Below are 25,761 nucleotides of genomic sequence, written 5' to 3' on the forward strand. Positions count from 1 at the left end.
GCGCAGGGTGGGTCGGGCTATGCGTTTTGTGCGTTCAAGCGCTGCTTGAGGTGCTCGGCAAACGCTGTGACTACTTGTGGGCGTGGCTCATTGGTGCGATAGGCCAGGCCGAAAGCGTAAGGCAGTGCAGGGCGAAAAGGCCGGGTCACGATCGGCAGGTGCAGGAAGTGGCTGGCGAGCAAACCGTTGACGATCGACACCCCGAGGCCTTCGGCGACAAAGCTGCACGCCGCGCCTACCGAATGCACTTCGACCCGCACTTGCGGCGTGAGGTTGGCAGCGCGGAACACCTGGTTCAACTCAGCCCGTAAAGCCCGTTGTCGGCCCAGCATCACCAACGGCACATTGCGCAAGTGCTGCACCTCGATACAGGCGTGGCGAGTCAGTGGGTGGTCGGCGGGCATCACGCATACGCCTTCGGTTTGCAGTACGGGCTCGATGTCGAAGTCGGGAATTTCCGTCGGCAGGCGCACAAAACCCAGGTCGGCGGACCGGTCGAGTACGGCGCGCTCGATCATGTCGTAAGAGCCGGTCAGCAACTCGACCACGATGTCGTCATGGCTCTTGAGAAACTCCGCGACGATCCGTGGCAAAAGCTCTTGGGTCATGCTGGTGGGCACCCCGACTTTGAGCAGACTTTTGCGCGAGCGGCCCACGCGCATTTCGTCTGCCAGGCGTTGGATGCGCTGCATGCCGTCTACCAGGCCAGCGACCTCGGTCAGCAACTCTTCCGCTTCTGCGGTGGCCATCAGGCGACCTTTTTTGCGCAGAAACAACACGAAACCCAACGCTTCTTCCAACTGACTCAACAGACGGCTGACGGCCGATTGCGACAGGCCCATGCGGGTTGCTGCGCCGATGGTCGAACCGGTGGACATGATCGCCTTGAAGGCTTCGAGCTGCTTGAGATTCACCGTGATTTTCCTGTCGGTTGCGAGGGGCAAACGGCGCTTTTCACATAGCCCAATGCGCATCTCGCATAACGTTGTGGGGCTTTCGACGAGCCGTTAGTGTCCGCTCCAACGCGAGGTGCCGTCCAGTGTGTCGCGCGGTGGAACTGCCCATAAAAAACGACAATAAGGCATAGAGGGAACAGCGATGCATAAACTTTTCAATCGGGGAAAATTGGCCTCGGCGTGCCTGTTGGCAGGTGCGTCGCCCATACTCCTGGCCCAGGGTTTCTGGGAGGATTCAAAGGGTCGCCTGACTTTGCGTAATTTCTACTTCAACGACGATTACCGCGACGGCGGCGAGGATCGCAAAGAGTGGGCACAAGGTTTTTTACTCAACCTGCAGTCAGGCTATACCGAAGGCACGCTAGGGTTTGGCCTGGACGCGTTGGGGCTGGCGGGGCTGCGGCTCGACTCCAGCCCCACTCACGCGGGCACGGGTTTGTTGCCGGTGCATGACGATGGCCATGCCGCCAGTGAATTCTCCAGCCTGGGCGTCACCGCAAAGATGCGTTGGGGCGACGCGGTGGTGAAAACCGGCACCTTACTGCCGAAGATTCCAGTGCTGGTGCACAACGATGGACGCCTGCTGCCGCAGACTTTTCAAGGCACTCAAGTAGAGTACAGCGGTATTCGCGACCTCTACCTGCACGCCGGGCACCTGGATAAATTCAAGCAGCGAAACTCCACCGACAGCGTGGCTATTTATCCCCAGGGCTACAGCGGCAAACAGGGCAGTGATTTCGATTTTGCCGGCGCTTCTTATGCCTTCACGCCGCAGCTGCGCGGCACTTGGTATTACGGCGAAATGCGTGAGTTCTATCGTCAGCAGTTTTTTGGCCTTGTGCATAAACAGCCGGTGGGTAACGGCACGCTGACCAGTGATTTGCGTTATTTCATCAGCAGCGATGCGGGTGAGGCGCGCAACGGCAAAGTCGACAGCGACATGTTCAGCGGGTTGTTCACCTATCGCCTGGGCGCACAGGCGCTGGGCGTCGGTTATCAGAAGGTCAACGGCGACACTGCGCTGCCTTATGCCAGTGTCTCGACGGTGTATTCCTTCACTAACGCCGGTGTGGGCAAGTTCATCCAGGCCGGTGAGCAAACCTGGATGCTGCGCTACGACTATGATTTTGAAGCCGTGCTGCCCGGCCTGAGTTTCATGACCCGCTATTACAAAGGGCGCAACGGTGATTACAGAGGGCGTGAGGCGCGGGAGTGGGAGTCGGACACTAACCTGCGCTATGTCATCCAGAACGGTACCGTCAAAGGCTTGGGTGTGGAGTTGCGCAAAGCGACCTATCGTTCCACCTACGCCAGCGACCGCGATAACTATCGGCTGTATCTGACCTACGACCTGGCGCTTTGGTAGTGGGGCAGGGGGCTGATCAGAGGCGGGGCTTGTGTGCTAGTCTGCGGGCCCTTTTAGTTTTGGATGACACGGGAAACCGTGCTGTCCTACAGCGGAGCCTCTTCATGTCCGAAGTTAATCTGTCCACCGACGAAACCCGCGTCAGCTACGGTATCGGCCGTCAGTTGGGCGACCAACTGCGCGACAACCCGCCACCGGGCGTGAGCATCGACGCCATCCTGGCCGGCCTGACCGACGCGTTCGACGGTAAGCCAAGCCGTGTTGACCAAGAGCAAATGGCGGCCAGCTTCAAAGTGATCCGTGAAATCATGCAAGCCGAAGCGGCTGCCAAGGCAGAAGCGGCTGCTGGCGCTGGCCTGGCGTTCCTGGCAGAAAACGCCAAGCGTGATGGCATCACTACCTTGGCTTCCGGCCTGCAATTTGAAGTGCTGACTGCGGGTGACGGCGCCAAGCCGACCCGTGAAGACCAAGTGCGTACTCACTACCACGGCACCCTGATCGACGGCACCGTGTTCGACAGCTCCTACGAGCGCGGCCAACCTGCAGAATTCCCGGTAGGCGGCGTGATCGCCGGCTGGACCGAAGCCCTGCAACTGATGAATGCCGGCAGCAAATGGCGCCTGTACGTGCCGAGCGAACTGGCCTACGGCGCTCAAGGCGTTGGCAGCATCCCGCCGCACAGCGTTCTGGTGTTCGACGTTGAGCTGCTCGACGTTCTGTAAGACCTGTTGATGGTTGCGCCGGGTCCTATGTGGGAGCCGGGCTTGATGTGGCGAGCAAGCTTGCTTGCGCTGGGGTGCGAAGCGCCCCTAAAGGCCTGCGACTGCTGCGCAGCCGAGCGGGAGCAAGCTCGCTCGCCACAACAAATCCAGCTCCCACATAGAGCCGGTGCATTCAGGTTTTGCGCGGTGGTTCATGGATGGAACTTGCCATTGAGCTCTGTGGCCGGGCGCAACGCTCGGGCATAGCAAAACAGGAACAAGTTACGCACCACCTCTTTCAGCACGCCGGGTTCACTTGAGCTCAGGCCGTTCACGTCCAGGTCGCCCTGGTCCTGCAGTTCGCTCAGCGCTTCTTCTTCCAGCACCGCACAGACTTCGCCGGTTTCCCGATGCAGGATCCGCAGGTAAGGGTGTGGGCGGTCCAGCCAGGCATCTATCAAATAAGTCATGGTCGTTCTCCTTGATAAGTTTCAATGAGAATAATTCTTATTCGTAGAATAGCAAGTGCCTATTGGCGGTTTCCTGGTTTTTCTGTGTGGATATTGAGACAGGTCAGCGCAGAGGGCAAAACGCCACCCCGCGGCGGGCGCGGGATGGATGCGGCAGGTTCAGACTTTGCGCACGAACTCGGACTTGAGTTTCATCGGGCCGATACCGTCGATCTTGCAATCGATATCGTGATCGCCGTCGCACAGGCGGATGTTCTTGACCTTGGTGCCGACCTTGACCACCAGGGACGTGCCCTTGACCTTGAGGTCCTTGATCACGGTGATGGTGTCGCCGTCTTGCAGGACATTGCCCACAGAGTCTTTCTTCACGGTTTCGTCGCCCGCCACTTCGGCCTCGCCATTGGCGGACCACTCGTGGGCGCATTCCGGGCAGATCAGCTGGGCGCCGTCTTCGTAGGTGTACTCGGAATTGCATTTCGGGCAGGGTGGCAACGTGCTCACTAAAGCTCCTTGAGAGTCAGGATGGCTAAAAGTCGCACATTATATAGGGTTTATTGCAGGTTGGGGGGGCTTGGAACCTTGTGGGAGTCGGGCTTGCCCGCGATGCAGGCACCGCGGTGTGTCAGCTATACCGAGGTGATGCTATCGCAGGCAAGCCAGCTCCCACACAAGCCAGCTCCCACACGAGCCAGCGCTCGCAGATAGTGCTCAGTGCGTGCGGGCTACCGCAAACTCACTCAGCTCAACCAGGGCATCCCGGTATTCGCTGGGTGGCAGGGCTTCCAGGCACTGGATGGCACGGGCCACATAGTCACGTGCCAGCTGCGCGGTGTATTCCAGGGAACCCGAGGCTTCAACCGCAACACGGATAGCTTCGAGGTCTTCAATCCCGCCTTTCTGGATCGCCTTGCGCACCAGGGCGGCCTGTTCCGGCGTGCCTTCTCGCATGGTGTAGATCAGCGGCAAGGTCGGCTTGCCCTCGGCCAGGTCGTCACCGACGTTCTTGCCCAGGGTTTCGGCGTCGCCCTTATAGTCGAGCAGGTCGTCCACCAGCTGGAAGGCCACGCCCAGGTGATCACCAAAGGTGCGCAGGGCTTCGGCCTGTTCGGCCGTTGCGCCACACAGAGCGGCGGCGCTGTGGGTCGAGGCTTCGAAGAGCATCGCGGTTTTGCCGCGAATCACTTCCATGTAGGTTTCTTCAGTGGTGCTGGCGTCGCGGACCTTGGACAGCTGCAACACTTCGCCTTCGGCGATGATGCGCGTGGCTTGTGAAAGAATCTTCATCACCGGCATCGAGCCCAGTTCGACCATCATTTCGAACGAGCGCGAATACAGGAAGTCGCCTACCAGTACGCTGGGGGCATTGCCCCACATCGCATTGGCCGTCTCGCGGCCACGGCGCATGCCGGACATGTCGACCACGTCGTCATGCAGCAGGGTGGCGGTGTGCAGGAATTCGATGGTGGCGGCCAGCAGGCGCAGGTCATCGCCTTCGCGGCCCAGGGCCTTGCCACACAGCAACACTAATAAAGGTCGCAGGCGTTTACCGCCCGCCGACGTAATGTAGTCGCCAATTTTGGAGACCAGCGGCACTTTAGACGTGAGCTGCTGCTTGATGATGCCGTCGACGGCGCTAAAATCGTCCGCGACCGTGCGGTAGAAAGCTTGGGGTTGCATCAGCGACAGTCGCTCCAGAAGGGTTGCGCGGCATGCTAGGACCCTGACCCGGCAGTGTCAAGGCGCGCCCAGTCACCATGAAAGCTACTACGCTCTGGAATCCTGCGTCAAAAACAGGCTCGGAATGCTCATTTACAACCCGTAAACTCCGCTTCCTCGCCTGTGTTTTTCTTGTCTTCCCTTCGCTCGCTACGCTTTCAAGGCGACTGGCGGCCCCTTGCAAGGCATCTATAGCTTGCGTACAATCGCGCACCCTGAACTTCCTGGGCAGCACCTGCCTTACGCAATTGCATTCGGGACGTCCATCCCATGCAGCCATGCCAGCCAATACCTTTTCTTATAAAGCGCTGGGTGAGCAGGATTATCGGAGAAATACCATGTCGTACGCAGTAATTGTTACTGGTGGCAAGCAATACAAGGTCGCCCCAGGTGAATACCTGAAGATCGAAAAACTGGAAGTCGCTACTGGCGAATCCGTTACCTTTGATCGCGTTCTGTTGGTCGCTAATGGCGATGACGTGAACATCGGCGCTCCAGTTGTTGCTGGCGCTACCGTTGTGGCTGAAGTGATCTCCCAAGGTCGTCACGATAAAGTCCGCATCATCAAGTTCCGTCGTCGTAAGCACCACATGAAGCGTATGGGCCACCGCCAGTGGTACACCGAGATCAAAATCACCGGTATTCAGGCTTAATTTCAGCCTAATTCCTCACTAGGAGAATTGACTCATGGCACACAAAAAAGCTGGTGGTAGTACCCGTAACGGTCGCGACTCAGAAGCCAAACGCCTTGGCGTTAAGATGTATGGCGGCCAGAAAATCATTCCGGGCAACATCATCGTGCGTCAGCGCGGCACCCAATTCCACGCCGGTTACGGTGTTGGCATGGGTAAAGATCACACCCTCTTCGCTAAAATCGAAGGCGTGATCAAGTTTGAAGTAAAAGGCGCGTTCAACCGCCGTTACGTGAGCGTTGTCGCCGCTTAATTGCGCGATCGCTGGAAAAGCCCTGTCTCGCGACGGGGCTTTTTCGTTTGTGGAGTGAGTCTCTTGCAAAGCTGTTTGTGATGGGCTCAGGCGCTGGATGTGCGGTCGTTTTCTGAGGTCGCTGCGCTCATTTTTGCAAGAGTCTTATGTCTTGGTTTCTTAAGCTCGTCCATGCGACGAGAGGCGTTTTGTTATGAAGTTCGTTGATGAAGTTTCCATCCGAGTAAAAGCAGGCGACGGCGGTAACGGTTGCATGAGTTTCCGTCGCGAAAAATTCATCGAAAACGGTGGCCCAAACGGCGGTGACGGCGGTGACGGCGGTTCCATCTACATGATGGCCGACGAAAACCTCAACACCCTGGTCGACTACCGTTACACCCGGCACTTCGATGCCGAGCGTGGCTCCAACGGCGGCAGCACCGACTGCACCGGTAAAAAAGGTGAAGACCTAGTACTGCGCGTACCGGTCGGCACCACGATCATCGATTCCGCTACCCAGGAAGTGATTGGCGACCTGACCAAGGCCGGCCAGAAGCTGATGGTTGTGCAGGGCGGCTGGCACGGTCTGGGTAACACCCGATTCAAGTCCAGTACCAACCGTGCGCCACGCCAGACCACGCCGGGCAAGCCGGGTGAGCAGCGTGACCTCAAGCTGGAGATGAAAGTACTGGCGGATGTGGGCCTGTTGGGCTTGCCGAACGCCGGTAAAAGTACCTTCATCCGCTCGGTCTCGGCCGCCAAGCCGAAAGTCGCCGACTACCCGTTCACCACCCTGGTGCCAAACCTGGGCGTGGTCAGCGTAGACCGCTGGAAAAGCTTCGTGATCGCCGACATTCCTGGCTTGATCGAAGGTGCTTCCGACGGTGCCGGCCTGGGGATTCGCTTCCTCAAGCACTTGTCGCGTACCCGTTTGCTGCTGCACCTCGTCGACATGGCGCCGCTGGATGACACCAGCGCACCGGACGCCGCCGAAGTGATCGTCAGCGAACTGACCAAGTTCAGCCCGGCCCTGGCCGAGCGTGACCGCTGGCTGGTACTGAACAAGTGCGACCAGATCCTCGAAGAAGAGCACGAAGAGCGCGTCAAGGAAATCGTTGATCGCCTGGAGTGGGAAGGCCCGGTCTACGTGATCTCGGCCATCGCCAAAGAAGGCACCGAGCGCCTGACCCGCGACATCATGCGCTACCTCGAAGACCGCGCCGACCGCCTGGCGGCCGACCCGGTCTTCAAGGCCGAACTCGCCGAGCTCGACCAGCAGATCGAAGACGAAGCCCGCGCCCAGTTGCAGGCCCTGGACGACCAGCGTGCCCTGCGCCGCAGCGGCGTGAAGTCGGTCCATGACATCGGCGACGACGATTGGGACGAAGAAGACGTGGATGATGAAGACGGTCCGGAAATCATTTACGTGCGCGACTGATTCGTTGCAGTAAACTTGAACGCCGCTCCCTATGGAGCGGCGTTTTAGTATCCGGGTATAACGTTATGGGGCGCGCTGGGTCGCGCGGCCCTCACTCTAAGGTTGAAGATGATGCGGAGCAAAGTGACAGGTGCGCAGCGCTGGGTCGTAAAGATCGGAAGTGCGTTGCTGACGGCGGATGGCAAAGGTCTGGATCGCGCAGCCATGAGCGTCTGGGTCGAGCAGATGGTGGCCTTGCATGAGGCCGGTGTTGAGTTGGTGTTGGTCTCGTCCGGGGCTGTTGCCGCCGGGATGAGCCGCCTCGGCTGGACCGCGCGACCCAGCGCGATGCACGAACTGCAAGCCGCCGCCGCCATCGGCCAGATGGGCCTGGTGCAAGCCTGGGAATCGAGCTTTGCCGAGCATGGCCGCCATACAGCGCAGATCCTGCTGACCCACGACGACCTGTCCGACCGCAAGCGTTACCTCAATGCTCGCAGCACCCTGCGCGCACTGGTTGAGCTCAAAGTCATCCCGGTGATCAACGAGAACGACACGGTGGTCACCGACGAAATCCGCTTCGGCGACAACGACACCTTGGCAGCGCTCGTGGCCAACCTGGTGGAAGCCGACCTGCTGGTGATCCTCACCGACCGCGACGGCATGTTTGACGCCGACCCGCGTAACAACCCCGACGCCCAGCTTATTTATGAGGCGCGCGCCGATGACCCGGCGCTGGACGCCGTGGCCGGCAGTGTCGGCGGTGCCCTGGGCCGTGGCGGCATGCAGACCAAGCTGCGTGCCGCGCGCCTGGCCGCGCGCTCCGGCGCGCACACCATCATCGTCGGCGGGCGCCTGGAGCGTGTGCTGGACCGCCTCAAGGCCGGAGAGCGCATTGGTACGCTGCTGTCGCCGGAACGCGGCATGCTCGCGGCGCGCAAACAATGGCTGGCCGGTCATCTGCAAACCCGTGGCACGCTGGTTCTGGACGACGGTGCTGTGTCAGCCTTGTCCCAAGGCAACAAGAGCCTGCTGCCGGTCGGCGTCAAGCTGGTGCAGGGCAGTTTCCGCCGTGGCGAGATGGTGGTGTGCGTGGCGCCCGATGGTCGTGAGATCGCCCGTGGCCTGGCTAACTACAGTGCCCTTGAAGCGCAGAAGATTATTGGACAATCCTCCGATGCAATTGTCGGACTCTTGGGTTACATGGCCGAACCGGAACTGGTTCACCGCGATAACCTGATCCTGGTCTGAATAAAGGAAATACACGATGCGTGTCATGAAAGGATTACTCGGCCTGCTGCTGGCCATGCCGTTGCTGGCCTCGGCCGAAGAAATCGGCCAGGTGTCGACGGTGTTCAAGTTTGTCGGCCCCAACGACCGCATAGTGGTCGAGGCGTTTGATGACCCCAAGGTTGACGGCGTGACCTGCTACCTGTCGCGCGCCAAGACCGGCGGCGTCAAAGGCGGCTTGGGCCTGGCCGAAGATCGCGCCGAAGCATCGATTGCCTGCCGTCAGGTTGGCCCGATTCACTTCAAGGGCGAACTCAAGGATGGCGACGAAGTGTTCAAGGAGCGTACCTCGCTGGTGTTCAAGACCATGCAGGTGGTGCGCTTCCTCGACAAGAAGCGCAATACCTTGGTGTACCTGGTCTACAGCGACCGTCTGATCGAAGGCAGCCCGCAGAATGCGGTCACCGCGATTCCGATTTTGCCCTGGCCGACCGCGCAGTAACCGGCGGGCGAGTTTTTCAATCGGCGTCTATGATTGCAGGCTTGTGGTCTGTAATCTCGAACTGCCGCAACGCGAAGAACATGGGATATCTGGAGTTCGTCATGAGTGCTTTCCACGACCTGAAACTCAAAGCTTTGGACGGACAAGAGCTGCCGCTGGCGCCCTTCAAGGGGCAAGTGGTGCTGGTGGTCAACGTGGCCTCCAAATGTGGCTTGACCCCGCAATACGCCGCCCTGGAAAACCTCTACCAGCAGTATAAGAGCCAGGGGTTTACCGTACTCGGCTTGCCGTGCAACCAGTTTGCAGGCCAGGAGCCGGGCACCGAAGAGGAAATTCGGGAATTCTGCAGCCTGAACTACGGCGTGACCTTTCCGTTGGGCAGCAAACTCGACGTCAATGGCCACGATCGCCATCAGCTGTATCGCTTGCTGGCGGGCGAGGGCGCTGAGTTTCCCGGGGATATCACCTGGAATTTCGAGAAATTCCTGCTCGGCAAGGACGGCCGTGTACTCGCGCGATTCTCGCCGCGCACCGCACCGGATGATCCGACGATCATACAGGCCATCGAAAAAGCCCTGGGCTGAGTGCTGGCGAGGGGAGTTGATAGTGCTTCTTGTGGCGAGCGGGCTTGCCCCGCGTTGGGCTGCGTAGCAGCCCCAGTAAGATCCCTGCATTCCTCCAACCGAAAATGCGCTGCCTGGAAGAGGGGCTGTTACGCAGCCCAACGCGGGGCAAGCCCGCTCGCCACAGGTTGGCGGCGCTTAACCGCTCTCACTTTTACCCCTTAATCACCCAGATCAATAGTGCTACCCAGCACGCGGCACAGCTCATATTATCCACATCATAAATCCCTCTTATGTGGAGTGCTCCCATGCCCGTCCAAGCTTTGTTCAAACCCTTCCAGCTCGGTGCACTGCAACTGTCCACCCGTGTGGTCATGGCGCCCATGACCCGTTCGTTCTCGCCGGGTGGCGTACCCAATTCCAAAGTCATCGAGTACTACCGCCGCCGCGCCGCTGCGGGTGTGGGCCTGATCATCACCGAAGGCACGGTGGTCGGCCACCAGGCCTCCAATGGCTACCCGAACGTCCCGCACTTTTACGGTGAGGCCGCATTGGCCGGCTGGAAGAAAGTGGTCGACGCGGTACACGCCGAAGGCGGCAAGATCGTCCCGCAGCTCTGGCACGTGGGCAGCGTGCGCCGTATCGGCACCGAGCCTGACGCCAGCGTGCCGGCCTACGGCCCAATGGAGAAACTCAAAGACGGCAATGTCGTCGTCCACGGCATGACCCAGCAAGACATCAAGGACGTGATCAACGCGTTCGCTCAGGCCGCCAAGGATGCCCAGCGCATTGGCATGGATGGCGTGGAGATCCACGGCGCCCACGGCTATCTGGTCGATCAGTTCTTCTGGGAAGGCAGCAACCAGCGCACTGACGAATACGGCGGCAGCCTGGCTGACCGTTCGCGTTTTGCCATCGAATTGATCCAGGCCACCCGCGCCGCCGTGGGCCCGGATTTTCCGATTATCTTGCGCTTCTCTCAGTGGAAACAGCAGGACTACACCGCACGCCTGGTGCAAACCCCCGAGGCGCTGGGTGAATTCCTCAAGCCGTTGTCCGACGCCGGTGTGGATATTTTCCACTGCTCCACGCGTCGTTTCTGGGAACCGGAATTCGAAGGCTCCGACCTCAACCTGGCCGGCTGGACCCGCCAGCTCACCGGCAAGCCGACCATCACCGTGGGTAGCGTGGGCCTGGACGGCGAGTTCCTGCAATTTATGGTCAACACCGACAAGGTCGCGCAACCGGCCAGCCTGGAAAAACTGCTGGAACGCCTGAATAACGACGAGTTCGACCTGGTTGCCGTGGGCCGTGCCCTACTGGTAGACCCGGACTGGGCCGTGAAGGTGCGCGAAGGTCGTGAGGGCGACATTCTGCCCTTCAGTCGTGAGGCGTTGACGAGCCTGGTGTAACAGGCGTTTGTTCCGACGCCATCGCGGGCAAGCCCGACTCCCACAGGAAAATGCGTTCCAATGTGGGAACCGGGCTTGCCCGCGATAGCGATCTAACGGCCAACACTGGCGTTAGATCAAGCGCGACTGTCCTGCAATCACCGGCCGCTCGCCGCACACCCCGCGCAATTGACGTTCAAACTGCTCGATAATCGCCGGCCAACCCTGGCGGCTTGCATGTTGGCGAGCATTCAAACGCATGCGGCGCAAACTCTCCCCATCCTCCAGCAGCCAGTTGGCGGCGTCACAAAACGCATCCTCATCGCCTGGCATTGCCAGCACGCCGTTGTAGCCATGGCGAATATGCTGGGTAGCGGCTGCCTGGTCGTAAGCCACCACACCCAATCCCGAGGCCATGGCTTCCAGCACCACGTTGCCGAAGGTTTCGGTCAGGCTGGGGAACAGGAACACATCGCCGGACGCGTAGTGCCGCGCCAGTTCTTCACCGCGCAGGGTGCCGCAGAAAATCGCCTCGGGCAGTTCCTTTTCCATCGTCGCCCGTTGCGGGCCGTCGCCGACGATGATCAGTTTCATCTGGCGCAGTGGGTAGGTGTCCTGCAAGGTTTCGAAGCAGCGCTTGAGCAGTCCCAGATTTTTTTCCTGTGCCAGGCGGCCCACATGCAATACGGCGATCTGGTCGCTGTTGAGCGCCCAGCTTTCACGCAGTGCATGATCGCGCTTGGCGGGGTGGAACAACTGGCTGTCGACGCCGCGGGACAACATGCCCAGGCGCTGGAAGTGGCGACGTTCCAACTCCAGGCGCTGGCTGGCGCTCGGCACCAGGGTCAGGGTCGAGCGGTTGTGAAACCAGCGCAAGTAATGGGTGACCATGCGGCTGAGCAGGCTCAAGCCGTACTGGTTTGAGTACTGCTGAAAGTTGGTGTGAAAACCACTGACCACGCTGATCCCCAGACGCCGCGCCGCACGTAGCGCCGACAGCCCCAGCGGCCCTTCAGTGGCGATGTACAGCACGTCCGGACGCTGGCGTGTCCAGCGCCGCAGCAACTTGTGCATCGACGACTGGCCCCATTGCAGCCCCGGGTAACCTGGTAGCGGCCAGCCGCGACACAGCAGCAATCCATCGTCGCTGGGCCGGCTTTGATCGATGCCCTGGCGTGGGCGCACCAACTCGACCTGATGGCCACGCGCGCGCAAACCCTCGCACAGGCGGCCAAGGGTATTGGCCACCCCGTTGATTTCCGGCGGGAAGGTTTCGGTAATCAGGGTGATGTGAAGCGAGGCTGTCGTCATGACCCACAGTGTCACCGTGGGCCATGTCGTCATTGTGACTCTAGGATGATGGATTTATGACTTGGCGACCGCCTGCCGCGCCATCGCCTCGGCACCTTGCTCACGCACCCAGAACAACGTGGCTCCCGCCACCGCCGCCGGCATCATCAGCAGGTTGACCACCGGCACCAGCAGCACCAGATAAACAATGCCGCCAAAGCTCATGCTCTGCCAACGCTTCTGACGCAGCCAGGCGAGCATTTCGTTCCAGCCCAGCTTGTGGTTGTCTGCCGGGTAGTCGATGTATTGGATCGCCATCATCCACACGCCGAACAGCAGCCACAGCGGCGCGGCGATCAGGTTGACCACCGGAATGAACGACAGGATAAACAGGCCGATGGCGCGTGGCAGGAAGTAACCCAGCTTGCGCATTTCCCGCGCCAGGGTGCGCGGGACCATGGCCATCAACTCGCCCCAGCTGAAGGCGGGGAAGTCGTCTGTGCCGCGCACCACTACCTCGACTTTCTCCGAGAGAAAACCGTTGAATGGCGCGGCGATGATATTGGCGAGCATGGTGAAGGTGAAAAACACCATCAACACCACCAGCACCACAAACAAGGGCCACAGGATGTAGCTGAGGAAACTCAGCCAGCCAGGCAGCGTCGGCATCAAGGTGTCGACCCACAGGCTGAACTGATGGCCGGCGAAATAGATCAAACCGACGAACAGCACCAGGTTGATCGCCAACGGCAGCAGCACAAACAGACGCAGGCCAGGGCTCAACACCAGTTTGAGGCCTTCACGCAGGTATTGCGGGCCAGAAAGAGCAGGGGCAGGCATGGAGAACTCCGAGCAAGAAGACGAACGCGCCGACCTTACCGGCTTTGCTTCTTCGGTGAAAGCGGCGACATCAGCGGTAACAACTAGGCAACCAGGGTGTCGATTAACCGCGGCGACTGCATAGAGACCACCTATGAGCTGGATTGTTATTCCGTATTTCCTTAATCTTGCCCCCCTCTATACGCTGCACCCATTATTTTCAGGGCCTGCGAGTTCAAGCCTTCCCCAAGTGCTTCGCGGTCCTTTTTTATTCCAGCTGCCTTGTGGTCCGGGCGGTCGATAGGAGTGAGTCATGTCTGATACCCGTCATTCGCGAGTGATTATTCTCGGTTCCGGCCCTGCCGGTTACAGCGCTGCCGTCTACGCTGCCCGGGCCAACCTCAAGCCGCTGCTGATTACCGGCATGCAGGCAGGCGGTCAGTTGACCACCACCACTGAAGTCGACAACTGGCCGGGCGACGTGCACGGCCTGACCGGCCCAGTGCTGATGGAGCGTATGAAAGAGCACGCCGAGCGCTTTGAAACCGAGATCGTTTTCGACCACATCAACCAAGTCGACTTCTCGAAAAAGCCTTACAGCCTGACCGGCGACAGCGGTGTCTATACCTGTGACGCGCTGATCATCGCTACCGGCGCCAGCGCTCGTTACCTGGGCCTGCCATCGGAAGAAGCGTTCATGGGTAAAGGCGTCTCCGCCTGTGCGACCTGCGACGGTTTCTTCTACCGCAACAAGCCGGTCGCTGTGGTCGGTGGCGGCAACACCGCGGTGGAAGAAGCGCTGTACCTGGCCAACATCGCCAGCACCGTGACCCTGGTTCACCGCCGCGAGACCTTCCGCGCCGAGAAGATCCTGATCGACAAACTGCACGCCCGTGTGGCTGAAGGCAAGATCATCCTCAAGCTCAACGCCACCCTGGATGAAGTCCTGGGCGACAACATGGGCGTGACTGGTGCTCGCCTGAAAAACAACGACGGCAGCTTCGACGAGCTGAAAGTCGACGGCGTGTTCATCGCCATCGGTCACACCCCGAACACCTCGCTGTTCGAAGGCGTGCTTGAAGCCAAAGACGGCTACCTGGTTGTACAGGGCGGCCGTGAAGGCAACGCCACTGCGACCAACATCGAAGGCATCTTCGCCGCCGGTGACGTGGCTGACCACGTGTATCGCCAGGCCATCACCTCTGCCGGCGCCGGTTGCATGGCGGCGTTGGACGCTGAGCGTTACCTCGACGGTTTGAAGGACGCTTCGTTCTAAACCCGTTGAAATGAAAAAACCGGCTGAGAGGCCGGTTTTTTTATACGCACGATTCAAGCCGCACCACAGTGCTGATGTGCCAACCCAATCACTGTGGGAGCTGGCTTGCCTGCGATGGCGGTGTGTCAGTCAACACCGCCATCGCAGGCAAGCCAGCTCCCACATTAAACCGGGGTGGCAGATTAAATCAGCGGCGGGTCAGGGGCTGTGCGGTGAACTTCACGCCGGCCAAGCCGTTCGCAATCAGCGCTCGGATATTGCCGTGATCACTGCCCTCTGGCGTTGCCACCACCGAACGGTAATGCTCACCAAACGCCAGCAGCGCTTCCTGGTCGCTCAAGCCTTCCAGCAACGCCAAGCCCAAGGTCTTGCACGAGCCCTCATTCTGGCCGGCAGCATTTTCTACGCCGCCATTGGTGAAAGCCTGCGGTTGGTAGTCGTAACCGGCAGCCACAAAGGCCAGCGTGTCGGCGAAAGCATGTTCGCCGCTGTTGAGGCTGGCGCGCAGGGTGTTCAAATCAGTCATGGGGTTTTCCTTTGGCGAACGCCGCCTGTTGGTCGGCGCTGGCTTCTTTCTGGTATTGGGCTTTCCATTCGGCATACGGCATGCCGTACACCACTTCGCGGGCGTCATCGAGGCTCAGTTCGATGTGGCGCTCGTCGGCCTCGGCCTTGTACCACTTGGATAAGCAGTTGCGGCAAAAGCCCGAGAGGTTCATCAGGTCGATGTTCTGCACATCCTTGCGGCTGTCCAGGTGGGCCACCAACCGGCGAAAGGCGGCGGCTTCGAGTTCGAGGCGTTGTTGATCGTTCATAAGGCTCACTTAACTATCAGCGGCTGGCTGCGAGGGTTATCGACACCGACTCGGCAAAGCGCAGCGCATGGGGCTTGTCCACTTCGACTTCGGCGTACAGCACCGATTCATTACTCATCACCAGGTCCAGCAACTCTTGCGTCAGGCGTTCGAGCAGCGCAAAGCGATTGCCTTCGACGTGGGCAATGATCGCCTTGGTGATGGTGCGGTAATTCAGTGCGTGGTCGATGTCGTTGTCGCGCACGGCTTCCTGGGCGGCATACAGGATGGTCAGGTTGATCAGCACGTCCTGCTTGTTGTTGATCTCATCTTCATTGATGCCAATAAAGGTGCGCAGGCACAGGTCCTTGACCCGGATGCGCGCCATGCCTGGTTGAAGTTGTGGCATTGCTACTTGCTCCGTCCAATCAGTTGCAGGAACTCCATGCGCGTGGTGTTCGACTCGCGGAACGCGCCGAGCATCACCGAGGTGTTCATGGTTGAATTCTGTTTTTCCACGCCGCGCATCATCATGCACATGTGCTTGGCTTCGATCACCACCGCCACGCCTGCGGCCTGGGTGACCTGCTGGATCGCGTCGGCGATCTGCCGGGTAAGGTTTTCCTGGATCTGCAGGCGCCGCGCGTACATGTCGACAATGCGCGCCAGCTTCGACAGGCCCAGCACCTTGCCGGTCGGTATATAGGCCACGTGGGCCTTGCCGATAAAGGGCAGCAGGTGGTGCTCGCACAGCGAATACAGCTCGATATCCTTGAGGATCACCATCTCGTCGTTATCAGAGGCGAACAATGCGCCGTTGACGATGGTTTCCAGGTCTTGCTCATAGCCATGACACAGGTACTGCATGGCCTTGGCGGCACGTTTGGGGGTGTCGAGCAAGCCTTCGCGCTCCGGGTCTTCGCCCAGGCCTTTGAGGATTTCGCGGTAGTGTTGGGGCAGGGATAAGGTCATACAACATCCTCACAAACGGCTTACTTGATATGCCGCCCGCCGTTGACGGTCAGGGTGGTTCCGGTGACATACGGGTTGTCCAGCAGGTAACGCACACTCTGGTAGATCACCGCAGGCCCAGGCTCGATGCCCAGCGCCGACTTGGCCAGTACCTTGGCGCGGTAAGCCGCATCGTCGCCGGCGTTGAACATCACCATCGCCGGCGCGATGCCGTTGACCTTGATCAGCGGCGCGAACTGCGCGGCAAACGACAGCGTGAGGCTGTCGAGGCCGGCCTTGGTGGCGCAGTAGGCGATGTGCTGACGGCTGCCCTTGCGCACCACGTCATCGCTGATATGCACGATATCGGCCGGTGTCGAGCGTTGCAGCAAAGGTGAACAATGCAGGTTGATCAGGTACGGCGCAAGCATGTGCACGCTGAACATGTCGGTAAAAGCGCGGCTTTCGTCGCCGGGTGTTTCGGCAACCCACGCCGACGCGTTGTGGATGATCGCGCGCAGGCTGTCGGTATGGGTTTTCAGCTCGGCGATAAAGGCCAGAATCCCGGCTTCAGTGGAGAAGTCGGCAAACACGCCGAGCGCGCCACGTTTGCGCAAGGCCTCAACGCCCGGGCGCTCACTGCGGTAGCTGAAAATCACCGCGTGGCCTTCGTCCAGCAGGCGCTCGGCACAATAAAGGCCGACACGCTGGCCGGCACCGGTGATCAGGATCGGGGCGTTGGTTACCGTCATGGGAGGCTCGAGTCGCTGGCAGGGTGAAACTATACCAGCGACCGGCCACAGCTGTACTCAAGCAGCGGCTTGGGTAGCCTTGGGCGTCGGCGTTGGATGCAACCAACTCGCCAGCAGATGGGTCGAGAGCGGGATAAAGAAGTAAACCATCAGCGGCGTGAGTGCCAGGGTACTGACCAGCACACGCGCGAACATGTCCAACTCGCTGAGCAGCGGCCCCAGGCCGAAGTTGAACAACAGCGACACCGGGAAAAATGCCAGCCAGATCGCCACCGCCTGTTTCCAGCGCGGAGGTCGTGCGCCCACGGCGCCGAACCAGCCATCGATGCCACTGACGCGATGCTCGGACGGGTCGGCAAACAGTTCGCTGCCACGGCTTAGCCAGGCGCTGCGCGAAGCCGAGAACTCCCAGGTGTGCAGGGTTTTTTCATCGGCGAAGCGGAAGATGATCTGAAATTCATCATCATTGGGCGGCGGTGCGAGCACGCCGGAACCCAGGTAGCCGGGGAAGTCAGTGGCCAATTGCTCGCCTTCACGCAGCCAGGCCATCAGTTCTTCATAGCGCCCTTTGGCCACGCGGCGCGCAACCATCAAGGTGACGGGAGAGGTAGACATTGTGTATCTCCAAGTAATCAGGTGCGCTGAGCCGGGTAGGCGGCGCACGTAGGTGTCGACCGGGTAAGGTCATCACCAAAAAACAGGCAAGGATTATTCCTGTTTTTAAGAAATACACCAGTGGCATTGGTCTGACAGGCCAACCCTTGAAAAGGACAAGTCTAAAAGCGTTAAATGGGATTCACACTTGGATGGACGTTTCCGATCTCTGATGCCTGAAATAACTGCTCAAACTCTCGAAATGACTCAGGCTCAGGTCTCTGACCCGGATGAGCTGTTCCCGATCCGTGATGTCTCGAGAATGACAGGTGTCAACCCGGTCACCCTGCGTGCCTGGGAGCGTCGTTATGGGCTGATTCAGCCAACGCGCACCGAAAGCGGGCATCGCCTCTACTCCAACGCCGATATTGTGACCATCAATCGTATTCTCGATTGGATCGAGCGCGGCGTGGCGGTGAGCAAGGTCGGCAAGATCCTCGCACGTGACGATCTACAGGCTTTGGCTATCCATGGCGAGGGCAATGGCGTCGATGAGCAGGAGTGGTCACAGTGGCGGGCGCGGTTGATGCACGCCGTCAGCGCCTTTGACGACCGTCAGTTGGAAAGCCTTTACGGGCAGATTTTTGCCACCTACCCATTGAGCGTGGCATTCCAGGACATCCTGATGCCGCTCTGGAGTGACCTGCTGCGCCACCAGGGCCGTTTCGGCCAAGCCAGTGAGTGGCTTTTTTATGACACCTTCCTGCGCATGCATACGTTTGAGCGCTTAAGGCTTGCCAGCAGTTCACTGGCGCCACGGGTGTTGCTGGTGGCCATGCCGGGCGAATGCCGTAAATTGGAACTGCTGGTGGCGGCGCTGATGCTCAGTCACCAAGACACGCCGGTGAAAGTGCTGGGCATGGGCCAGCTCTTTGATGAACTGACACTGGTGTGTGAAAAGATCCGCCCCAGGGCGCTGGTGATTTTCTCCAACCACTCGCACAACCATGAGCTGGCAGCGCGCCTGAGTCGCCTGGCGCTGACCCTGGATTGCCCGCTGTTCCTGGCCGGTGCTGCTGCGGACCTGGCCGAGGGTGACCTGGCCGGTTCGCCCATCGGTTGCCTGGGCAGCGAAGGGCGCCAGATGCAAAGCCGCTTGCAGCAGTTTCTTACAGGCCGTCTGGATAGCTGATTTCAGGCGTGTACGTGTGGGTGGACCAAGCGGTGCTGATGCAGGATGAACTGGCGTAACCGTTCGATCTCATCTGCGTCACTCTGGCTCAGGCGATAAGCGAACAGGCCTCGCGCGGTTTCCCGCTCCAGCGTGCCGCGCAAGGCAATACGCTCGTAACCGGAAGGGCTGAACCACAGGGAAAAGGTTTTCGGCGGTTTGACCCGGCCGCGAATCTCCACCAGCACACCCTTGAATGACACCTCATGCACCCATAACGCAGCAGGGTTGCCCCTGACGTTCTCCAATGCGACGGGTGTTTCAAGGGCCAGGCGCCATGGACGGATCATCGGCCCGTCTTCAAAAATGCTTGGCACGCCCAAGCGCAGATGCACCGCATGAAACTCGTCTTCCACCAAGTGCAGCGGGAAGGTCAGTTGCTGGTTGTCGAACTGCGCCTGGATGGTGACGTGGTCGTGAGCGGCCAGCCGCGTGAGCAAATCGCGAATCTGCGCACCGCCATTAACCGTCAGGCTCGACCAGGCATCCCGCACGTTCAACTGCGGGTTGTGCTGCATGTCCTGGATAAAATCCAGCTCGTCCTGTGTTAGTAGAGCGTCGCGGTGCATTGATGTAGCTCAAGGATGAGGCATTAAAAAGCCATTATCGCTCTAAAGACTGCATTTTTTACATTTTGTTAATTCCGCTCGTCGCCTTGAGTGCTGCCAGCTCGTTTTCAAGCTTGGTCACCTGGGCTTCCAGCTGGGCGACGCGTTGCTGCGCCTTTACTTGCAGGGTGACGTCTTTTTGCACGCCGACGAAGTAGGTTTGCTTATCGGCCGCGTTGTAAACCGTAGAGAGCGACAGCTCATTCCAGAAGTGCGTGCCGTCCTTGCGGTAATTGCGCAATATTTCCCGGCAGGCACCACCGCTGTCGAGGGCTTCACGAATGGCGATCAGCGCCGGTTGGTCACGGTCACCCGCCTGCAGGAAGCGGCAGTCCTGATACAGGATGTCGTCCAGGGCGTAACCGGTCATGCGCTCGAACGCCGGGTTCACGTAGATCACTGGCTTGTCCTGGCCCTCACGTTCGGCGACGACGATGCCGTCGTTGGAGGCGTTAATCACCAGTTGCATGAGATTGGCGTTGATCATCGAGCAGTCCATGGCGCGTTTTTAGAGTCTGAATTCTATGGCAACTTTTGAATGTTGCACGGTGTGCGCTGAAATATTTACATCAGCTGCTAATATCCCACGCTTTCGCTCAACTACAGGATCAGATTGATGAAAGTCGCCATCCTTTCCGGCTCGGTCTACGGCACCGCTGAAGAAGTCGCCCGCCACGCAGCCGGTATCCTCAACGCCGCCGGTCTTGAAGCCTGGCACAACCCACGCGCCACCTTGGCCGAGGTGCAGGCCTTTGCCCCAGAGGCGTTCCTGGCGGTCACATCGACCACCGGCATGGGTGAGCTGCCCGACAACCTGCAACCGCTGTATTCGAGCATTCGCGACCAACTGCCAGCCGCTTGGCGCGGCCTGCCCGGTGCGGTGATCGGCCTGGGCGACGCCAGCTATGGCGACACGTTCTGCGGTGGCGGCGAGCAAATGCGCGAACTGTTCGGTGAGCTGGGCGTACGCGAAGTGCTGCCGATGCTGCGCCTGGATGCCAGCGAAAGCGTGACCCCGGAAGCTGACGCTGAGCCGTGGCTGGCCGAGTTGGTCACTGCACTGCGCGCTTGACCGGGAATTCACGCAGCAATGCCAGCCACGCCTGGGCGGCTTTCGACAGATAGGCGCCCTCACGCCAGATAAAGGCGATGTCCCAGCGCAGGAAATCGGGCGCCTTGAGTGTCAGGCGCACCACGCCCGGTCGTACCAGCCCTCGGGCGACTACGCTGGGCAACAACACCACGCCTTGGCCGGCCGCGACCAGGGCGACCAAAAAATCCGCCTGGCCGCTGCGCCCGATTTCCCTGGGCGTGAAGCCCAGTTGCTGGCACGCCTGCATCAGCCGGTCATTGAGCACAAAACTGCGCTGGTACATCAGGAACGGCGTGTCCGCCAATTCTTCCAGGCGCACTTGGGCGTTGTCGGCCAGCGGGTGGTCCATCGGTAGCAAGGCATCCAGCGGTTCATCACAGAAGAGTTGCCAGGCGAAAGCCGGGTCGCTGGGCATCAAAGTGCCGCCCACGTCCAGCTCACCGTTCAGAATGGCCTGCTCGATGGTGCGACTGCCGCCTTCTAGCAACTGGATGGAGACCTTCGGGTAGCGACGGCGGTACTCGGCGAACAACCCGGCGAACAAGGTATCGCCCGCGAGCAGCGGCAAGCCCAGGCGCAACTCACCGCGCGTCAGTTGTTGCATGTCATCCAGCTCACTAAGCAGCTCGGTCTGCAGGCGCAACATGGCCTCGGCGCGCTGTAATACCACCTCGCCGCTGGCAGTCAGGCGGATGTGTGAACCGGTGCGCTCCAGCAGCGGTGTGCCGAGGCTTTGCTCCAGTTGCGCGACTTGCTTGCTCACCGCCGATTGGCTGATGTGCAGGGTTTTACCGGCTTGGGTAAAGCCCCCGCGGTGGACCACTTCGACGAAGCTGCGCAGCTGTTTGAATTCCATAGCGTGATTCCAGTTTGGAATAGTATGCAGTCTAACAATTCGCTGTGGGTATGGGGGCGCTCTCATTAAAATGAGCGCCTGCGAGGACCCAAAGCCCATGAAACGTTTCACCTTCAAACATCTCGGCCGCCTGCTCACAGAGTTGGTGGTATTGCTGGCTATCTATCTGCTCGGCACCCAGTTATCGGTGTGGTTCGCGTGGCCGATTCCGGGCGGTGTGGTGGGGCTTGGCCTGTTGCTGGCGACTTTCGCCAGTGGCCTGGTCAAGCCTGCGGCCCTGCAACTGGGCGCCGGCGTGTTGATGGCGGAGATGCTGTTGTTCTTTATCCCGGCCCTGATGAGCCTGCTCGACTACGGTGGCCTGGTGCGTAATGACGGCTGGCGCATCCTGCTGGTGATTGGCTTCAGCACACTGGCGGTGATGCTGGTGACTGCGTTCACCGTGGAGATGGTCTGCCGCTGGAGCCTGCGCCGTGAAGCTTGAACTGATGCCGGTGTTCTGGCTTGCCCTGACCTTGGCCGCCTATGTTTTCAGCCGCTGGATCTATAGCCGCACCGGCCGCTACTTGTTGTCTCCCTTGATTCTGGTGCCGGCGCTGCTGCTGGCGGTGGCGGTGCCGATGAAAACCGCCTATGCCGAATATGCCACCGACACTCACTGGCTGATGCTGGTGCTGGGGCCGGTTACCGTGGCGTTCGCCGTGCCGATCTGGCAACAGCGGCGCTTGTTGGCGCGCCACTGGTCGGCATTGTTGCTGGGCATGGTGGCGGGCAGCGCAGCCTCCATCGGCACCTCGTTCGGGCTGGCCAAGGCGCTGGCGTTGAACAGTTCGGTAACGATGTCGCTGTTACCTCGCTCGATCACCACACCGTTTGCCATGCCGGTGTCCTCGGACCTTGGCGGCGTGCCGGAGCTCACGGCGGTGTTCGTGATGTTCACCGGTGTGTTCGGCGCCATGCTCGGCGGCGTTTTACTCAAATGGTTGCCACTGCGTACACCCTTGGCCCGTGGCGCATTGTTCGGTGTGGGCGCGCATGGCGCGGGCGTCAGCCGGGCGCGTGAAGTCGGCGGTGAAGAGGGCTCGGTGGCGGGCCTGGTGATGGTGCTCACAGGCTTGCTCAACTTGTTCGCCGTGCCTTTATTGGCGGCACTTCTCTGACACCGTTTGTACTATTCTCATGACTGACTCGCTCAGTCATCAAGCTGGCTGCCAAGGCAACTCCTTGCGTCGCGGCGTCTGACTAGACTGGCCCCTCATCCAAAAAAATAATAATAAAGCGAACCAAGGAGGTTGTTGCCGTGAGCCTAGCCCCTGTTCTATCGCCACAGAATGTCAAAGACCAAGTCAGCGCTGCCGAATGGCAGACCCGCGTCGACCTGGCGGCCTGCTATCGCCTGGTGGCGCTGCATGGCTGGGACGACCTGATCTTCACGCATATTTCCGCCAAGGTGCCGGGCACCGATGATTTTCTGATCAACCCCTATGGCCTGATGTTCCATGAGATAACGGCGTCGAGTCTGGTAAAGGTCGATCAGGCCGGCAACAAGCTGATGGACAGCCCTTACGAGATCAACCCCGCCGGCTACACCATCCACAGTGCCATCCATGAAGTGCGCCACGACGTGGTCTGTGTGCTGCACACCCACACCGCCGCGGGCGTTGCGGTATCGGCGCAGAAGCAGGGCGTGCTGCCGATCAGCCAGCAATCCACCTTTGTCTTGTCCAGCCTGGCCTATCACGCCTATGAGGGCGTGGCGCTCAATCCTGAGGAGAAGGCCCGCTTGCAGGCGGACCTCGGTGGTAACAATTTCCTCATGCTGCACAACCACGGCTTGTTGACCTGCGCCGGCTCCATCGCCGATACGTTTTTAATGATGTTCACCTTCCAGCGCGCTTGCGACATCCAGGTGCTGGCGCAAAACGGCGGCGCCGAATTGATTGCCATCGAGCCGCAGATTCTGGCGGGGGCCAAGGCGATGGTGGCGGCTGTCACAAAAAGCGCCCAAGGTATGGGGGGCGCGCTGGCATGGCCGGCGCTGTTGCGTAAATTGGACCTGCAAGATCCCGGGTATAAAAGCTGATGCCACTCGCCGAGATACCGCTCAGAGCCTGGCGCAAACGTGGCCAGGAATTCCTCTTTCGTGGCCACGTGATCCGTTACTGGGTGGCGGGGCAGGGTGAGCCTTTGCTGCTGATTCATGGCTTCCCTACCGCCAGTTGGGACTGGCATTACCTGTGGCAGCCCCTGGCCCAGCGCAACTTGGTGATCGCCTGCGACATGCTCGGTTTTGGCGATTCGGCCAAGCCGTTGAACCACGATTACTGCCTGCTGGAGCAAGCTGACCTGCAACAGGCGCTGCTCGAACACTTGCGCGTGGAGCAGCCCGTGCATGTGTTGGCCCATGACTATGGCGACAGCGTGGCCCAGGAATTACTGGCGCGCCATTACGACGGTCGCTTCCAGATGGCCAGCTGTGTGTTCCTCAATGGCGGGCTGTTTCCCGAGACCCATCGCCCGGCGCTGGTGCAGAAACTCTTGCTCAGCCCGCTCGGCTGGATGATCGGCCGCGCCTTTGGGCGCAATGCCTTGTCGAACAGTTTCAGCCAGATTTTCGGGCCGAACACGCGGCCCAGTGAAAGTGCTCTGGATGACTTCTGGAGCCTGATCGACTGCAATGATGGCCCGCGCATCCTGCATAAGTTGATTGCTTACATCCCCCAGCGCCGGCGTATGCGTGAACGTTGGGTGGCGGCGATGCAACGCGATGAGGTGCCGTTGCGGGTGATCGACGGCGAAGTCGATCCCATTTCCGGCGCGCACATGGTGGAGCGTTATCACCAGTTGGTGCCCAATGCTGACTCTGTATCGCTGGCCAATATCGGCCACTACCCGCAGATCGAAGCGCCGGTGCTGGTGCTCAAGCATTACCTGGGGTTTCGTGAACGCATTGGTCAGCGGGCGCCGCGCTTAGCTTACTCCTGAGGCCAATCCGGGGCAGCTGCGCAGCCCAGCGGGAGCAAGCGCCCTCGCCACAACAGCGATTTAATCATCCCGCTGCCTTATCGAGCACCATTCAGCCTCGGCCGTGTTTATTGTGACCAACGGCTGCGTGCGTGACACTCAACCCATTGCCAATGTCGCCAACGGAGTTCGGTATGAGTGAGTCAGTGCAGTTCCAGGATAAGGTCGTGATCGTCACCGGTGCCGGCGGCGGGTTGGGCCGTGCCCATGCGCTGCTGTTTGCCAGGCACGGGGCCAAAGTGCTGGTCAACGACCTCGGCGGCTCGGCCCAGGGCGAAGGCGCGAATGCCTCGGCCGCCGACCGTGTTGTGGCTGAGATCCGTGAAGCGGGCGGTACGGCCGAGGCCAACCATGACTCCGTAACCGATGGTGACAAGATCGTCCAGCATGCCCTCGACGTGTTCGGCCGTGTCGACGTGGTGGTCAACAACGCCGGCATCCTGCGTGACAAGACCTTCCACAAAATGGACGACAGTGATTGGGACCTGGTGTACCGCGTACATGTCGAAGGTGCCTACAAAGTCACCCGCGCCGCCTGGCCGCACATGCGCGAGCAGGGTTATGGCCGCGTGATCTTCACCGCGTCCACTTCGGGTATCTATGGCAACTTCGGGCAATCGAACTACGGCATGGCCAAGCTGGGCCTCTACGGCTTGACCCGCACCCTGGCGCTGGAAGGGCGCAAGAACAACATCCTGGTCAATGCCATCGCCCCCACCGGCGGCACGCGCATGACCGAAGGCCTGATCCCGCCGCAGGTATTCGAGCGACTCAAACCGGAACTGGTCAGCCCATTGGTGGTGTACCTGGGTAGCGAGGCCTGCCAGGACACCTCCGGGTTGTTTGAAGTTGGCGGCGGCTGGATCGGCAAGACCCGCTGGGAGCGTAGCCTGGGCGTGGGGTTTGACCCTGAGGCCGGGTTCTCACCGGACGACGTGGCGGCGCACTGGGCGCAGATCTGCGACTTCGAAGGCGCCGCGCACCCCAAGGACAACATCGAAGCGTTGAAAGAGATGATGGCCAATCTGCAGAAGTTCAGCCTCTGATCGTTGCTTGAACACGCTTGAATGCTACGGGGCGCTACAGGCGCCCCGTTTTATTTTGTGCATAAAAAAGGCCGCTGCACAGGCAGCGGCCGAAGTAAGACGTTGGATCAAGGAGCGACAAATCAACGTCAGTGAACAGCGGTAATAGATTGAAACATTGGGCCAATCTATGGAATCAGACTTTTCCTGCG

32 protein-coding genes are annotated in these 25,761 nt (G+C 60.0%); 17 read left to right on the forward strand and 15 right to left on the reverse strand.

Going from position 1 to position 25,761, the window contains the following annotated elements; genetic code table 11:
- Positions 1–17: 17 nt before the first annotated feature.
- On the reverse strand, positions 18–914 hold the full coding sequence (locus tag P5706_RS05280; RefSeq protein ID WP_138451937.1) for a LysR family transcriptional regulator: 897 nt from the start codon (positions 912–914) through the stop codon (positions 18–20).
- Positions 915–1,098: 184 nt separating this feature from the next.
- On the opposite strand from P5706_RS05280, the gene P5706_RS05285 reads away from it, so the two are divergent.
- Positions 1,099–2,322 (forward strand): OprD family porin, encoded by a 1,224-nt coding sequence (locus P5706_RS05285; RefSeq protein WP_285678703.1) that lies wholly within the window; start codon positions 1,099–1,101, stop codon positions 2,320–2,322.
- 104 nt (positions 2,323–2,426) lie between these two features.
- Positions 2,427–3,044 carry a BamJ family beta-barrel-assembly machinery protein gene (gene bamJ, locus P5706_RS05290; protein WP_200432536.1) on the forward strand — a complete coding sequence of 206 codons (618 nt, stop codon included), beginning with the start codon at positions 2,427–2,429 and terminating at the stop codon, positions 3,042–3,044.
- A gap of 191 nt (positions 3,045–3,235) precedes the next feature.
- Here the strand turns inward: bamJ and P5706_RS05295 are convergent, their stop codons facing one another.
- The 3 genes from P5706_RS05295 to P5706_RS05305 form a co-directional block, all read right to left on the reverse strand.
- The gene (locus P5706_RS05295) at positions 3,236–3,493 is read right to left on the reverse strand and encodes a PA4570 family protein (protein ID WP_056858344.1); all 258 of its coding nucleotides are present in this window, start codon (positions 3,491–3,493) and stop codon (positions 3,236–3,238) included.
- 159 nt (positions 3,494–3,652) lie between these two features.
- Positions 3,653–3,994 (reverse strand): zinc ribbon domain-containing protein YjdM, encoded by a 342-nt coding sequence (locus P5706_RS05300; RefSeq protein WP_003230858.1) that lies wholly within the window; start codon positions 3,992–3,994, stop codon positions 3,653–3,655.
- A gap of 207 nt (positions 3,995–4,201) precedes the next feature.
- The gene (locus P5706_RS05305) at positions 4,202–5,170 is read right to left on the reverse strand and encodes a polyprenyl synthetase family protein (RefSeq protein WP_200432537.1); all 969 of its coding nucleotides are present in this window, start codon (positions 5,168–5,170) and stop codon (positions 4,202–4,204) included.
- Positions 5,171–5,547: 377 nt separating this feature from the next.
- On the opposite strand from P5706_RS05305, the gene rplU reads away from it, so the two are divergent.
- The 7 genes from rplU (at position 5,548) to P5706_RS05340 (ending at position 11,257) form a co-directional block, all read left to right on the forward strand.
- Positions 5,548–5,862 carry a 50S ribosomal protein L21 gene (gene rplU / locus P5706_RS05310; RefSeq protein WP_007950961.1) on the forward strand — a complete coding sequence of 105 codons (315 nt, stop codon included), beginning with the start codon at positions 5,548–5,550 and terminating at the stop codon, positions 5,860–5,862.
- A 34-nt stretch (positions 5,863–5,896) separates the two neighbouring features.
- Positions 5,897–6,154, forward strand: a complete 258-nt coding sequence (gene rpmA / locus P5706_RS05315) for a 50S ribosomal protein L27 (protein WP_003176049.1) — start codon at positions 5,897–5,899, stop codon at positions 6,152–6,154.
- Positions 6,155–6,347: 193 nt separating this feature from the next.
- Complete coding sequence (gene cgtA / locus P5706_RS05320; RefSeq protein ID WP_016976186.1) at positions 6,348–7,571, forward strand: Obg family GTPase CgtA; 1,224 nt, start codon at positions 6,348–6,350, stop codon at positions 7,569–7,571.
- Positions 7,572–7,682: 111 nt separating this feature from the next.
- Positions 7,683–8,801 (forward strand): glutamate 5-kinase, encoded by a 1,119-nt coding sequence (gene proB / locus P5706_RS05325; protein ID WP_026013771.1) that lies wholly within the window; start codon positions 7,683–7,685, stop codon positions 8,799–8,801.
- A 16-nt stretch (positions 8,802–8,817) separates the two neighbouring features.
- Positions 8,818–9,282 carry a CreA family protein gene (locus P5706_RS05330; RefSeq protein ID WP_017137940.1) on the forward strand — a complete coding sequence of 155 codons (465 nt, stop codon included), beginning with the start codon at positions 8,818–8,820 and terminating at the stop codon, positions 9,280–9,282.
- Positions 9,283–9,383: 101 nt separating this feature from the next.
- Positions 9,384–9,866 carry a glutathione peroxidase gene (locus P5706_RS05335; RefSeq protein WP_285678704.1) on the forward strand — a complete coding sequence of 161 codons (483 nt, stop codon included), beginning with the start codon at positions 9,384–9,386 and terminating at the stop codon, positions 9,864–9,866.
- Positions 9,867–10,153: 287 nt separating this feature from the next.
- Positions 10,154–11,257 carry an NADH:flavin oxidoreductase gene (locus P5706_RS05340; RefSeq protein WP_200432539.1) on the forward strand — a complete coding sequence of 368 codons (1,104 nt, stop codon included), beginning with the start codon at positions 10,154–10,156 and terminating at the stop codon, positions 11,255–11,257.
- Between the two features lie 111 nt (positions 11,258–11,368).
- On the opposite strand, the gene P5706_RS05345 is transcribed toward P5706_RS05340, so the two are convergent.
- Positions 11,369–12,547 carry a glycosyltransferase family 4 protein gene (locus tag P5706_RS05345; protein WP_285682647.1) on the reverse strand — a complete coding sequence of 393 codons (1,179 nt, stop codon included), beginning with the start codon at positions 12,545–12,547 and terminating at the stop codon, positions 11,369–11,371.
- Between the two features lie 54 nt (positions 12,548–12,601).
- Complete coding sequence (cysZ, locus tag P5706_RS05350) at positions 12,602–13,366, reverse strand: sulfate transporter CysZ (RefSeq protein ID WP_200432540.1); 765 nt, start codon at positions 13,364–13,366, stop codon at positions 12,602–12,604.
- Between the two features lie 292 nt (positions 13,367–13,658).
- Here cysZ and trxB point away from each other — a divergent pair, with 292 nt between their 5' ends.
- The gene (gene trxB / locus P5706_RS05355; protein ID WP_010206474.1) at positions 13,659–14,621 is read left to right on the forward strand and encodes a thioredoxin-disulfide reductase; all 963 of its coding nucleotides are present in this window, start codon (positions 13,659–13,661) and stop codon (positions 14,619–14,621) included.
- Between the two features lie 187 nt (positions 14,622–14,808).
- Here the strand turns inward: trxB and P5706_RS05360 are convergent, their stop codons facing one another.
- Genes P5706_RS05360 through P5706_RS05385 form a run of 6 tightly spaced genes read right to left on the reverse strand, consistent with a single transcriptional unit; the run spans position 14,809 to position 17,733 of the window.
- Complete coding sequence (locus tag P5706_RS05360) at positions 14,809–15,147, reverse strand: HopJ type III effector protein (RefSeq protein WP_285678705.1); 339 nt, start codon at positions 15,145–15,147, stop codon at positions 14,809–14,811.
- Positions 15,140–15,436 carry a DUF1244 domain-containing protein gene (locus P5706_RS05365; RefSeq protein WP_016971058.1) on the reverse strand — a complete coding sequence of 99 codons (297 nt, stop codon included), beginning with the start codon at positions 15,434–15,436 and terminating at the stop codon, positions 15,140–15,142. The genes P5706_RS05360 and P5706_RS05365 overlap by 8 nt, the downstream gene beginning before the upstream one ends.
- A 16-nt stretch (positions 15,437–15,452) precedes the next feature.
- Positions 15,453–15,824, reverse strand: a complete 372-nt coding sequence (folX, locus tag P5706_RS05370; RefSeq protein ID WP_017135091.1) for a dihydroneopterin triphosphate 2'-epimerase — start codon at positions 15,822–15,824, stop codon at positions 15,453–15,455.
- 2 nt (positions 15,825–15,826) lie between these two features.
- Positions 15,827–16,387, reverse strand: a complete 561-nt coding sequence (gene folE / locus P5706_RS05375) for a GTP cyclohydrolase I FolE (protein WP_017135090.1) — start codon at positions 16,385–16,387, stop codon at positions 15,827–15,829.
- A gap of 20 nt (positions 16,388–16,407) precedes the next feature.
- Positions 16,408–17,118 carry a dihydromonapterin reductase gene (folM, locus tag P5706_RS05380; RefSeq protein WP_200432543.1) on the reverse strand — a complete coding sequence of 237 codons (711 nt, stop codon included), beginning with the start codon at positions 17,116–17,118 and terminating at the stop codon, positions 16,408–16,410.
- Between the two features lie 57 nt (positions 17,119–17,175).
- Complete coding sequence (locus P5706_RS05385) at positions 17,176–17,733, reverse strand: putative antibiotic biosynthesis monooxygenase (RefSeq protein ID WP_285678707.1); 558 nt, start codon at positions 17,731–17,733, stop codon at positions 17,176–17,178.
- Between the two features lie 211 nt (positions 17,734–17,944).
- On the opposite strand from P5706_RS05385, the gene P5706_RS05390 reads away from it, so the two are divergent.
- Entirely contained in the window at positions 17,945–18,904 is a 960-nt protein-coding gene (locus P5706_RS05390) for a MerR family transcriptional regulator (RefSeq protein ID WP_502945433.1), read from the forward strand.
- 2 nt (positions 18,905–18,906) lie between these two features.
- Here P5706_RS05390 and P5706_RS05395 read toward each other — a convergent pair whose 3' ends face one another.
- Positions 18,907–19,512 carry a hypothetical protein gene (locus tag P5706_RS05395; RefSeq protein WP_200432546.1) on the reverse strand — a complete coding sequence of 202 codons (606 nt, stop codon included), beginning with the start codon at positions 19,510–19,512 and terminating at the stop codon, positions 18,907–18,909.
- A 58-nt stretch (positions 19,513–19,570) separates the two neighbouring features.
- Positions 19,571–20,038 carry a PAS domain-containing protein gene (locus tag P5706_RS05400; protein ID WP_285678709.1) on the reverse strand — a complete coding sequence of 156 codons (468 nt, stop codon included), beginning with the start codon at positions 20,036–20,038 and terminating at the stop codon, positions 19,571–19,573.
- Between the two features lie 129 nt (positions 20,039–20,167).
- Here P5706_RS05400 and P5706_RS05405 point away from each other — a divergent pair, with 129 nt between their 5' ends.
- Entirely contained in the window at positions 20,168–20,623 is a 456-nt protein-coding gene (locus P5706_RS05405; protein ID WP_285678710.1) for a flavodoxin, read from the forward strand.
- Here the strand turns inward: P5706_RS05405 and P5706_RS05410 are convergent.
- The gene (locus tag P5706_RS05410) at positions 20,604–21,500 is read right to left on the reverse strand and encodes a LysR family transcriptional regulator (RefSeq protein ID WP_200432549.1); all 897 of its coding nucleotides are present in this window, start codon (positions 21,498–21,500) and stop codon (positions 20,604–20,606) included. The two genes, P5706_RS05405 and P5706_RS05410, sit on opposite strands and share 20 nt — an antisense overlap.
- Positions 21,501–21,597: 97 nt before the next feature.
- Here P5706_RS05410 and P5706_RS05415 point away from each other — a divergent pair, with 97 nt between their 5' ends.
- The 5 genes from P5706_RS05415 to P5706_RS05435 all read left to right on the forward strand — a co-directional run bounded on the left by P5706_RS05415 (position 21,598) and on the right by P5706_RS05435 (position 25,570).
- Positions 21,598–21,984, forward strand: coding sequence for a CidA/LrgA family protein (locus tag P5706_RS05415; protein WP_138813887.1), 387 nt, complete (start codon positions 21,598–21,600; stop codon positions 21,982–21,984).
- Positions 21,974–22,660, forward strand: coding sequence for an LrgB family protein (locus P5706_RS05420; RefSeq protein WP_200432550.1), 687 nt, complete (start codon positions 21,974–21,976; stop codon positions 22,658–22,660). The genes P5706_RS05415 and P5706_RS05420 overlap by 11 nt, the downstream gene beginning before the upstream one ends.
- A gap of 140 nt (positions 22,661–22,800) precedes the next feature.
- Positions 22,801–23,583: a class II aldolase/adducin family protein gene (locus tag P5706_RS05425; RefSeq protein WP_200432551.1), complete on the forward strand. Its 783-nt coding sequence runs from the start codon at positions 22,801–22,803 to the stop codon at positions 23,581–23,583.
- Complete coding sequence (locus P5706_RS05430) at positions 23,583–24,485, forward strand: alpha/beta fold hydrolase (protein WP_285678711.1); 903 nt, start codon at positions 23,583–23,585, stop codon at positions 24,483–24,485. The genes P5706_RS05425 and P5706_RS05430 overlap by 1 nt, the downstream gene beginning before the upstream one ends.
- A 173-nt stretch (positions 24,486–24,658) precedes the next feature.
- Positions 24,659–25,570, forward strand: a complete 912-nt coding sequence (locus tag P5706_RS05435; protein ID WP_200432553.1) for an SDR family oxidoreductase — start codon at positions 24,659–24,661, stop codon at positions 25,568–25,570.
- Positions 25,571–25,761: the final 191 nt, after the last annotated feature.

This window comes from Pseudomonas sp. ChxA, assembly GCF_030263855.1.
Taxonomy (GTDB): domain Bacteria; phylum Pseudomonadota; class Gammaproteobacteria; order Pseudomonadales; family Pseudomonadaceae; genus Aquipseudomonas; species Aquipseudomonas fluorescens_CB.

Bases quoted from the DNA above. Each gene is read 5' to 3' on its own strand.
- P5706_RS05285 (WP_285678703.1), top strand. From the start codon at position 1,099: ATGCATAAACTTTTCAATCGGGGAAAATTGGCCTCGGCGTGCCTGTTG.
- bamJ (WP_200432536.1), top strand. From the start codon at position 2,427: ATGTCCGAAGTTAATCTGTCCACCGACGAAACCCGCGTCAGCTACGGT.
- P5706_RS05295 (WP_056858344.1), bottom strand. From the start codon at position 3,493: ATGACTTATTTGATAGATGCCTGGCTGGACCGCCCACACCCTTACCTG.
- P5706_RS05305 (WP_200432537.1), bottom strand. From the start codon at position 5,170: ATGCAACCCCAAGCTTTCTACCGCACGGTCGCGGACGATTTTAGCGCC.
- rplU (WP_007950961.1), top strand. From the start codon at position 5,548: ATGTCGTACGCAGTAATTGTTACTGGTGGCAAGCAATACAAGGTCGCC.
- rpmA (WP_003176049.1), top strand. From the start codon at position 5,897: ATGGCACACAAAAAAGCTGGTGGTAGTACCCGTAACGGTCGCGACTCA.
- cgtA (WP_016976186.1), top strand. From the start codon at position 6,348: ATGAAGTTCGTTGATGAAGTTTCCATCCGAGTAAAAGCAGGCGACGGC.
- proB (WP_026013771.1), top strand. From the start codon at position 7,683: ATGCGGAGCAAAGTGACAGGTGCGCAGCGCTGGGTCGTAAAGATCGGA.
- P5706_RS05330 (WP_017137940.1), top strand. From the start codon at position 8,818: ATGCGTGTCATGAAAGGATTACTCGGCCTGCTGCTGGCCATGCCGTTG.
- P5706_RS05335 (WP_285678704.1), top strand. From the start codon at position 9,384: ATGAGTGCTTTCCACGACCTGAAACTCAAAGCTTTGGACGGACAAGAG.
- P5706_RS05340 (WP_200432539.1), top strand. From the start codon at position 10,154: ATGCCCGTCCAAGCTTTGTTCAAACCCTTCCAGCTCGGTGCACTGCAA.
- P5706_RS05345 (WP_285682647.1), bottom strand. From the start codon at position 12,547: ATGACGACAGCCTCGCTTCACATCACCCTGATTACCGAAACCTTCCCG.
- cysZ (WP_200432540.1), bottom strand. From the start codon at position 13,366: ATGCCTGCCCCTGCTCTTTCTGGCCCGCAATACCTGCGTGAAGGCCTC.
- trxB (WP_010206474.1), top strand. From the start codon at position 13,659: ATGTCTGATACCCGTCATTCGCGAGTGATTATTCTCGGTTCCGGCCCT.
- P5706_RS05360 (WP_285678705.1), bottom strand. From the start codon at position 15,147: ATGACTGATTTGAACACCCTGCGCGCCAGCCTCAACAGCGGCGAACAT.
- P5706_RS05365 (WP_016971058.1), bottom strand. From the start codon at position 15,436: ATGAACGATCAACAACGCCTCGAACTCGAAGCCGCCGCCTTTCGCCGG.
- folX (WP_017135091.1), bottom strand. From the start codon at position 15,824: ATGCCACAACTTCAACCAGGCATGGCGCGCATCCGGGTCAAGGACCTG.
- folE (WP_017135090.1), bottom strand. From the start codon at position 16,387: ATGACCTTATCCCTGCCCCAACACTACCGCGAAATCCTCAAAGGCCTG.
- folM (WP_200432543.1), bottom strand. From the start codon at position 17,118: ATGACGGTAACCAACGCCCCGATCCTGATCACCGGTGCCGGCCAGCGT.
- P5706_RS05385 (WP_285678707.1), bottom strand. From the start codon at position 17,733: ATGTCTACCTCTCCCGTCACCTTGATGGTTGCGCGCCGCGTGGCCAAA.
- P5706_RS05390 (WP_502945433.1), top strand. From the start codon at position 17,945: ATGCCTGAAATAACTGCTCAAACTCTCGAAATGACTCAGGCTCAGGTC.
- P5706_RS05395 (WP_200432546.1), bottom strand. From the start codon at position 19,512: ATGCACCGCGACGCTCTACTAACACAGGACGAGCTGGATTTTATCCAG.
- P5706_RS05400 (WP_285678709.1), bottom strand. From the start codon at position 20,038: ATGATCAACGCCAATCTCATGCAACTGGTGATTAACGCCTCCAACGAC.
- P5706_RS05405 (WP_285678710.1), top strand. From the start codon at position 20,168: ATGAAAGTCGCCATCCTTTCCGGCTCGGTCTACGGCACCGCTGAAGAA.
- P5706_RS05410 (WP_200432549.1), bottom strand. From the start codon at position 21,500: ATGGAATTCAAACAGCTGCGCAGCTTCGTCGAAGTGGTCCACCGCGGG.
- P5706_RS05415 (WP_138813887.1), top strand. From the start codon at position 21,598: ATGAAACGTTTCACCTTCAAACATCTCGGCCGCCTGCTCACAGAGTTG.
- P5706_RS05430 (WP_285678711.1), top strand. From the start codon at position 23,583: ATGCCACTCGCCGAGATACCGCTCAGAGCCTGGCGCAAACGTGGCCAG.
- P5706_RS05435 (WP_200432553.1), top strand. From the start codon at position 24,659: ATGAGTGAGTCAGTGCAGTTCCAGGATAAGGTCGTGATCGTCACCGGT.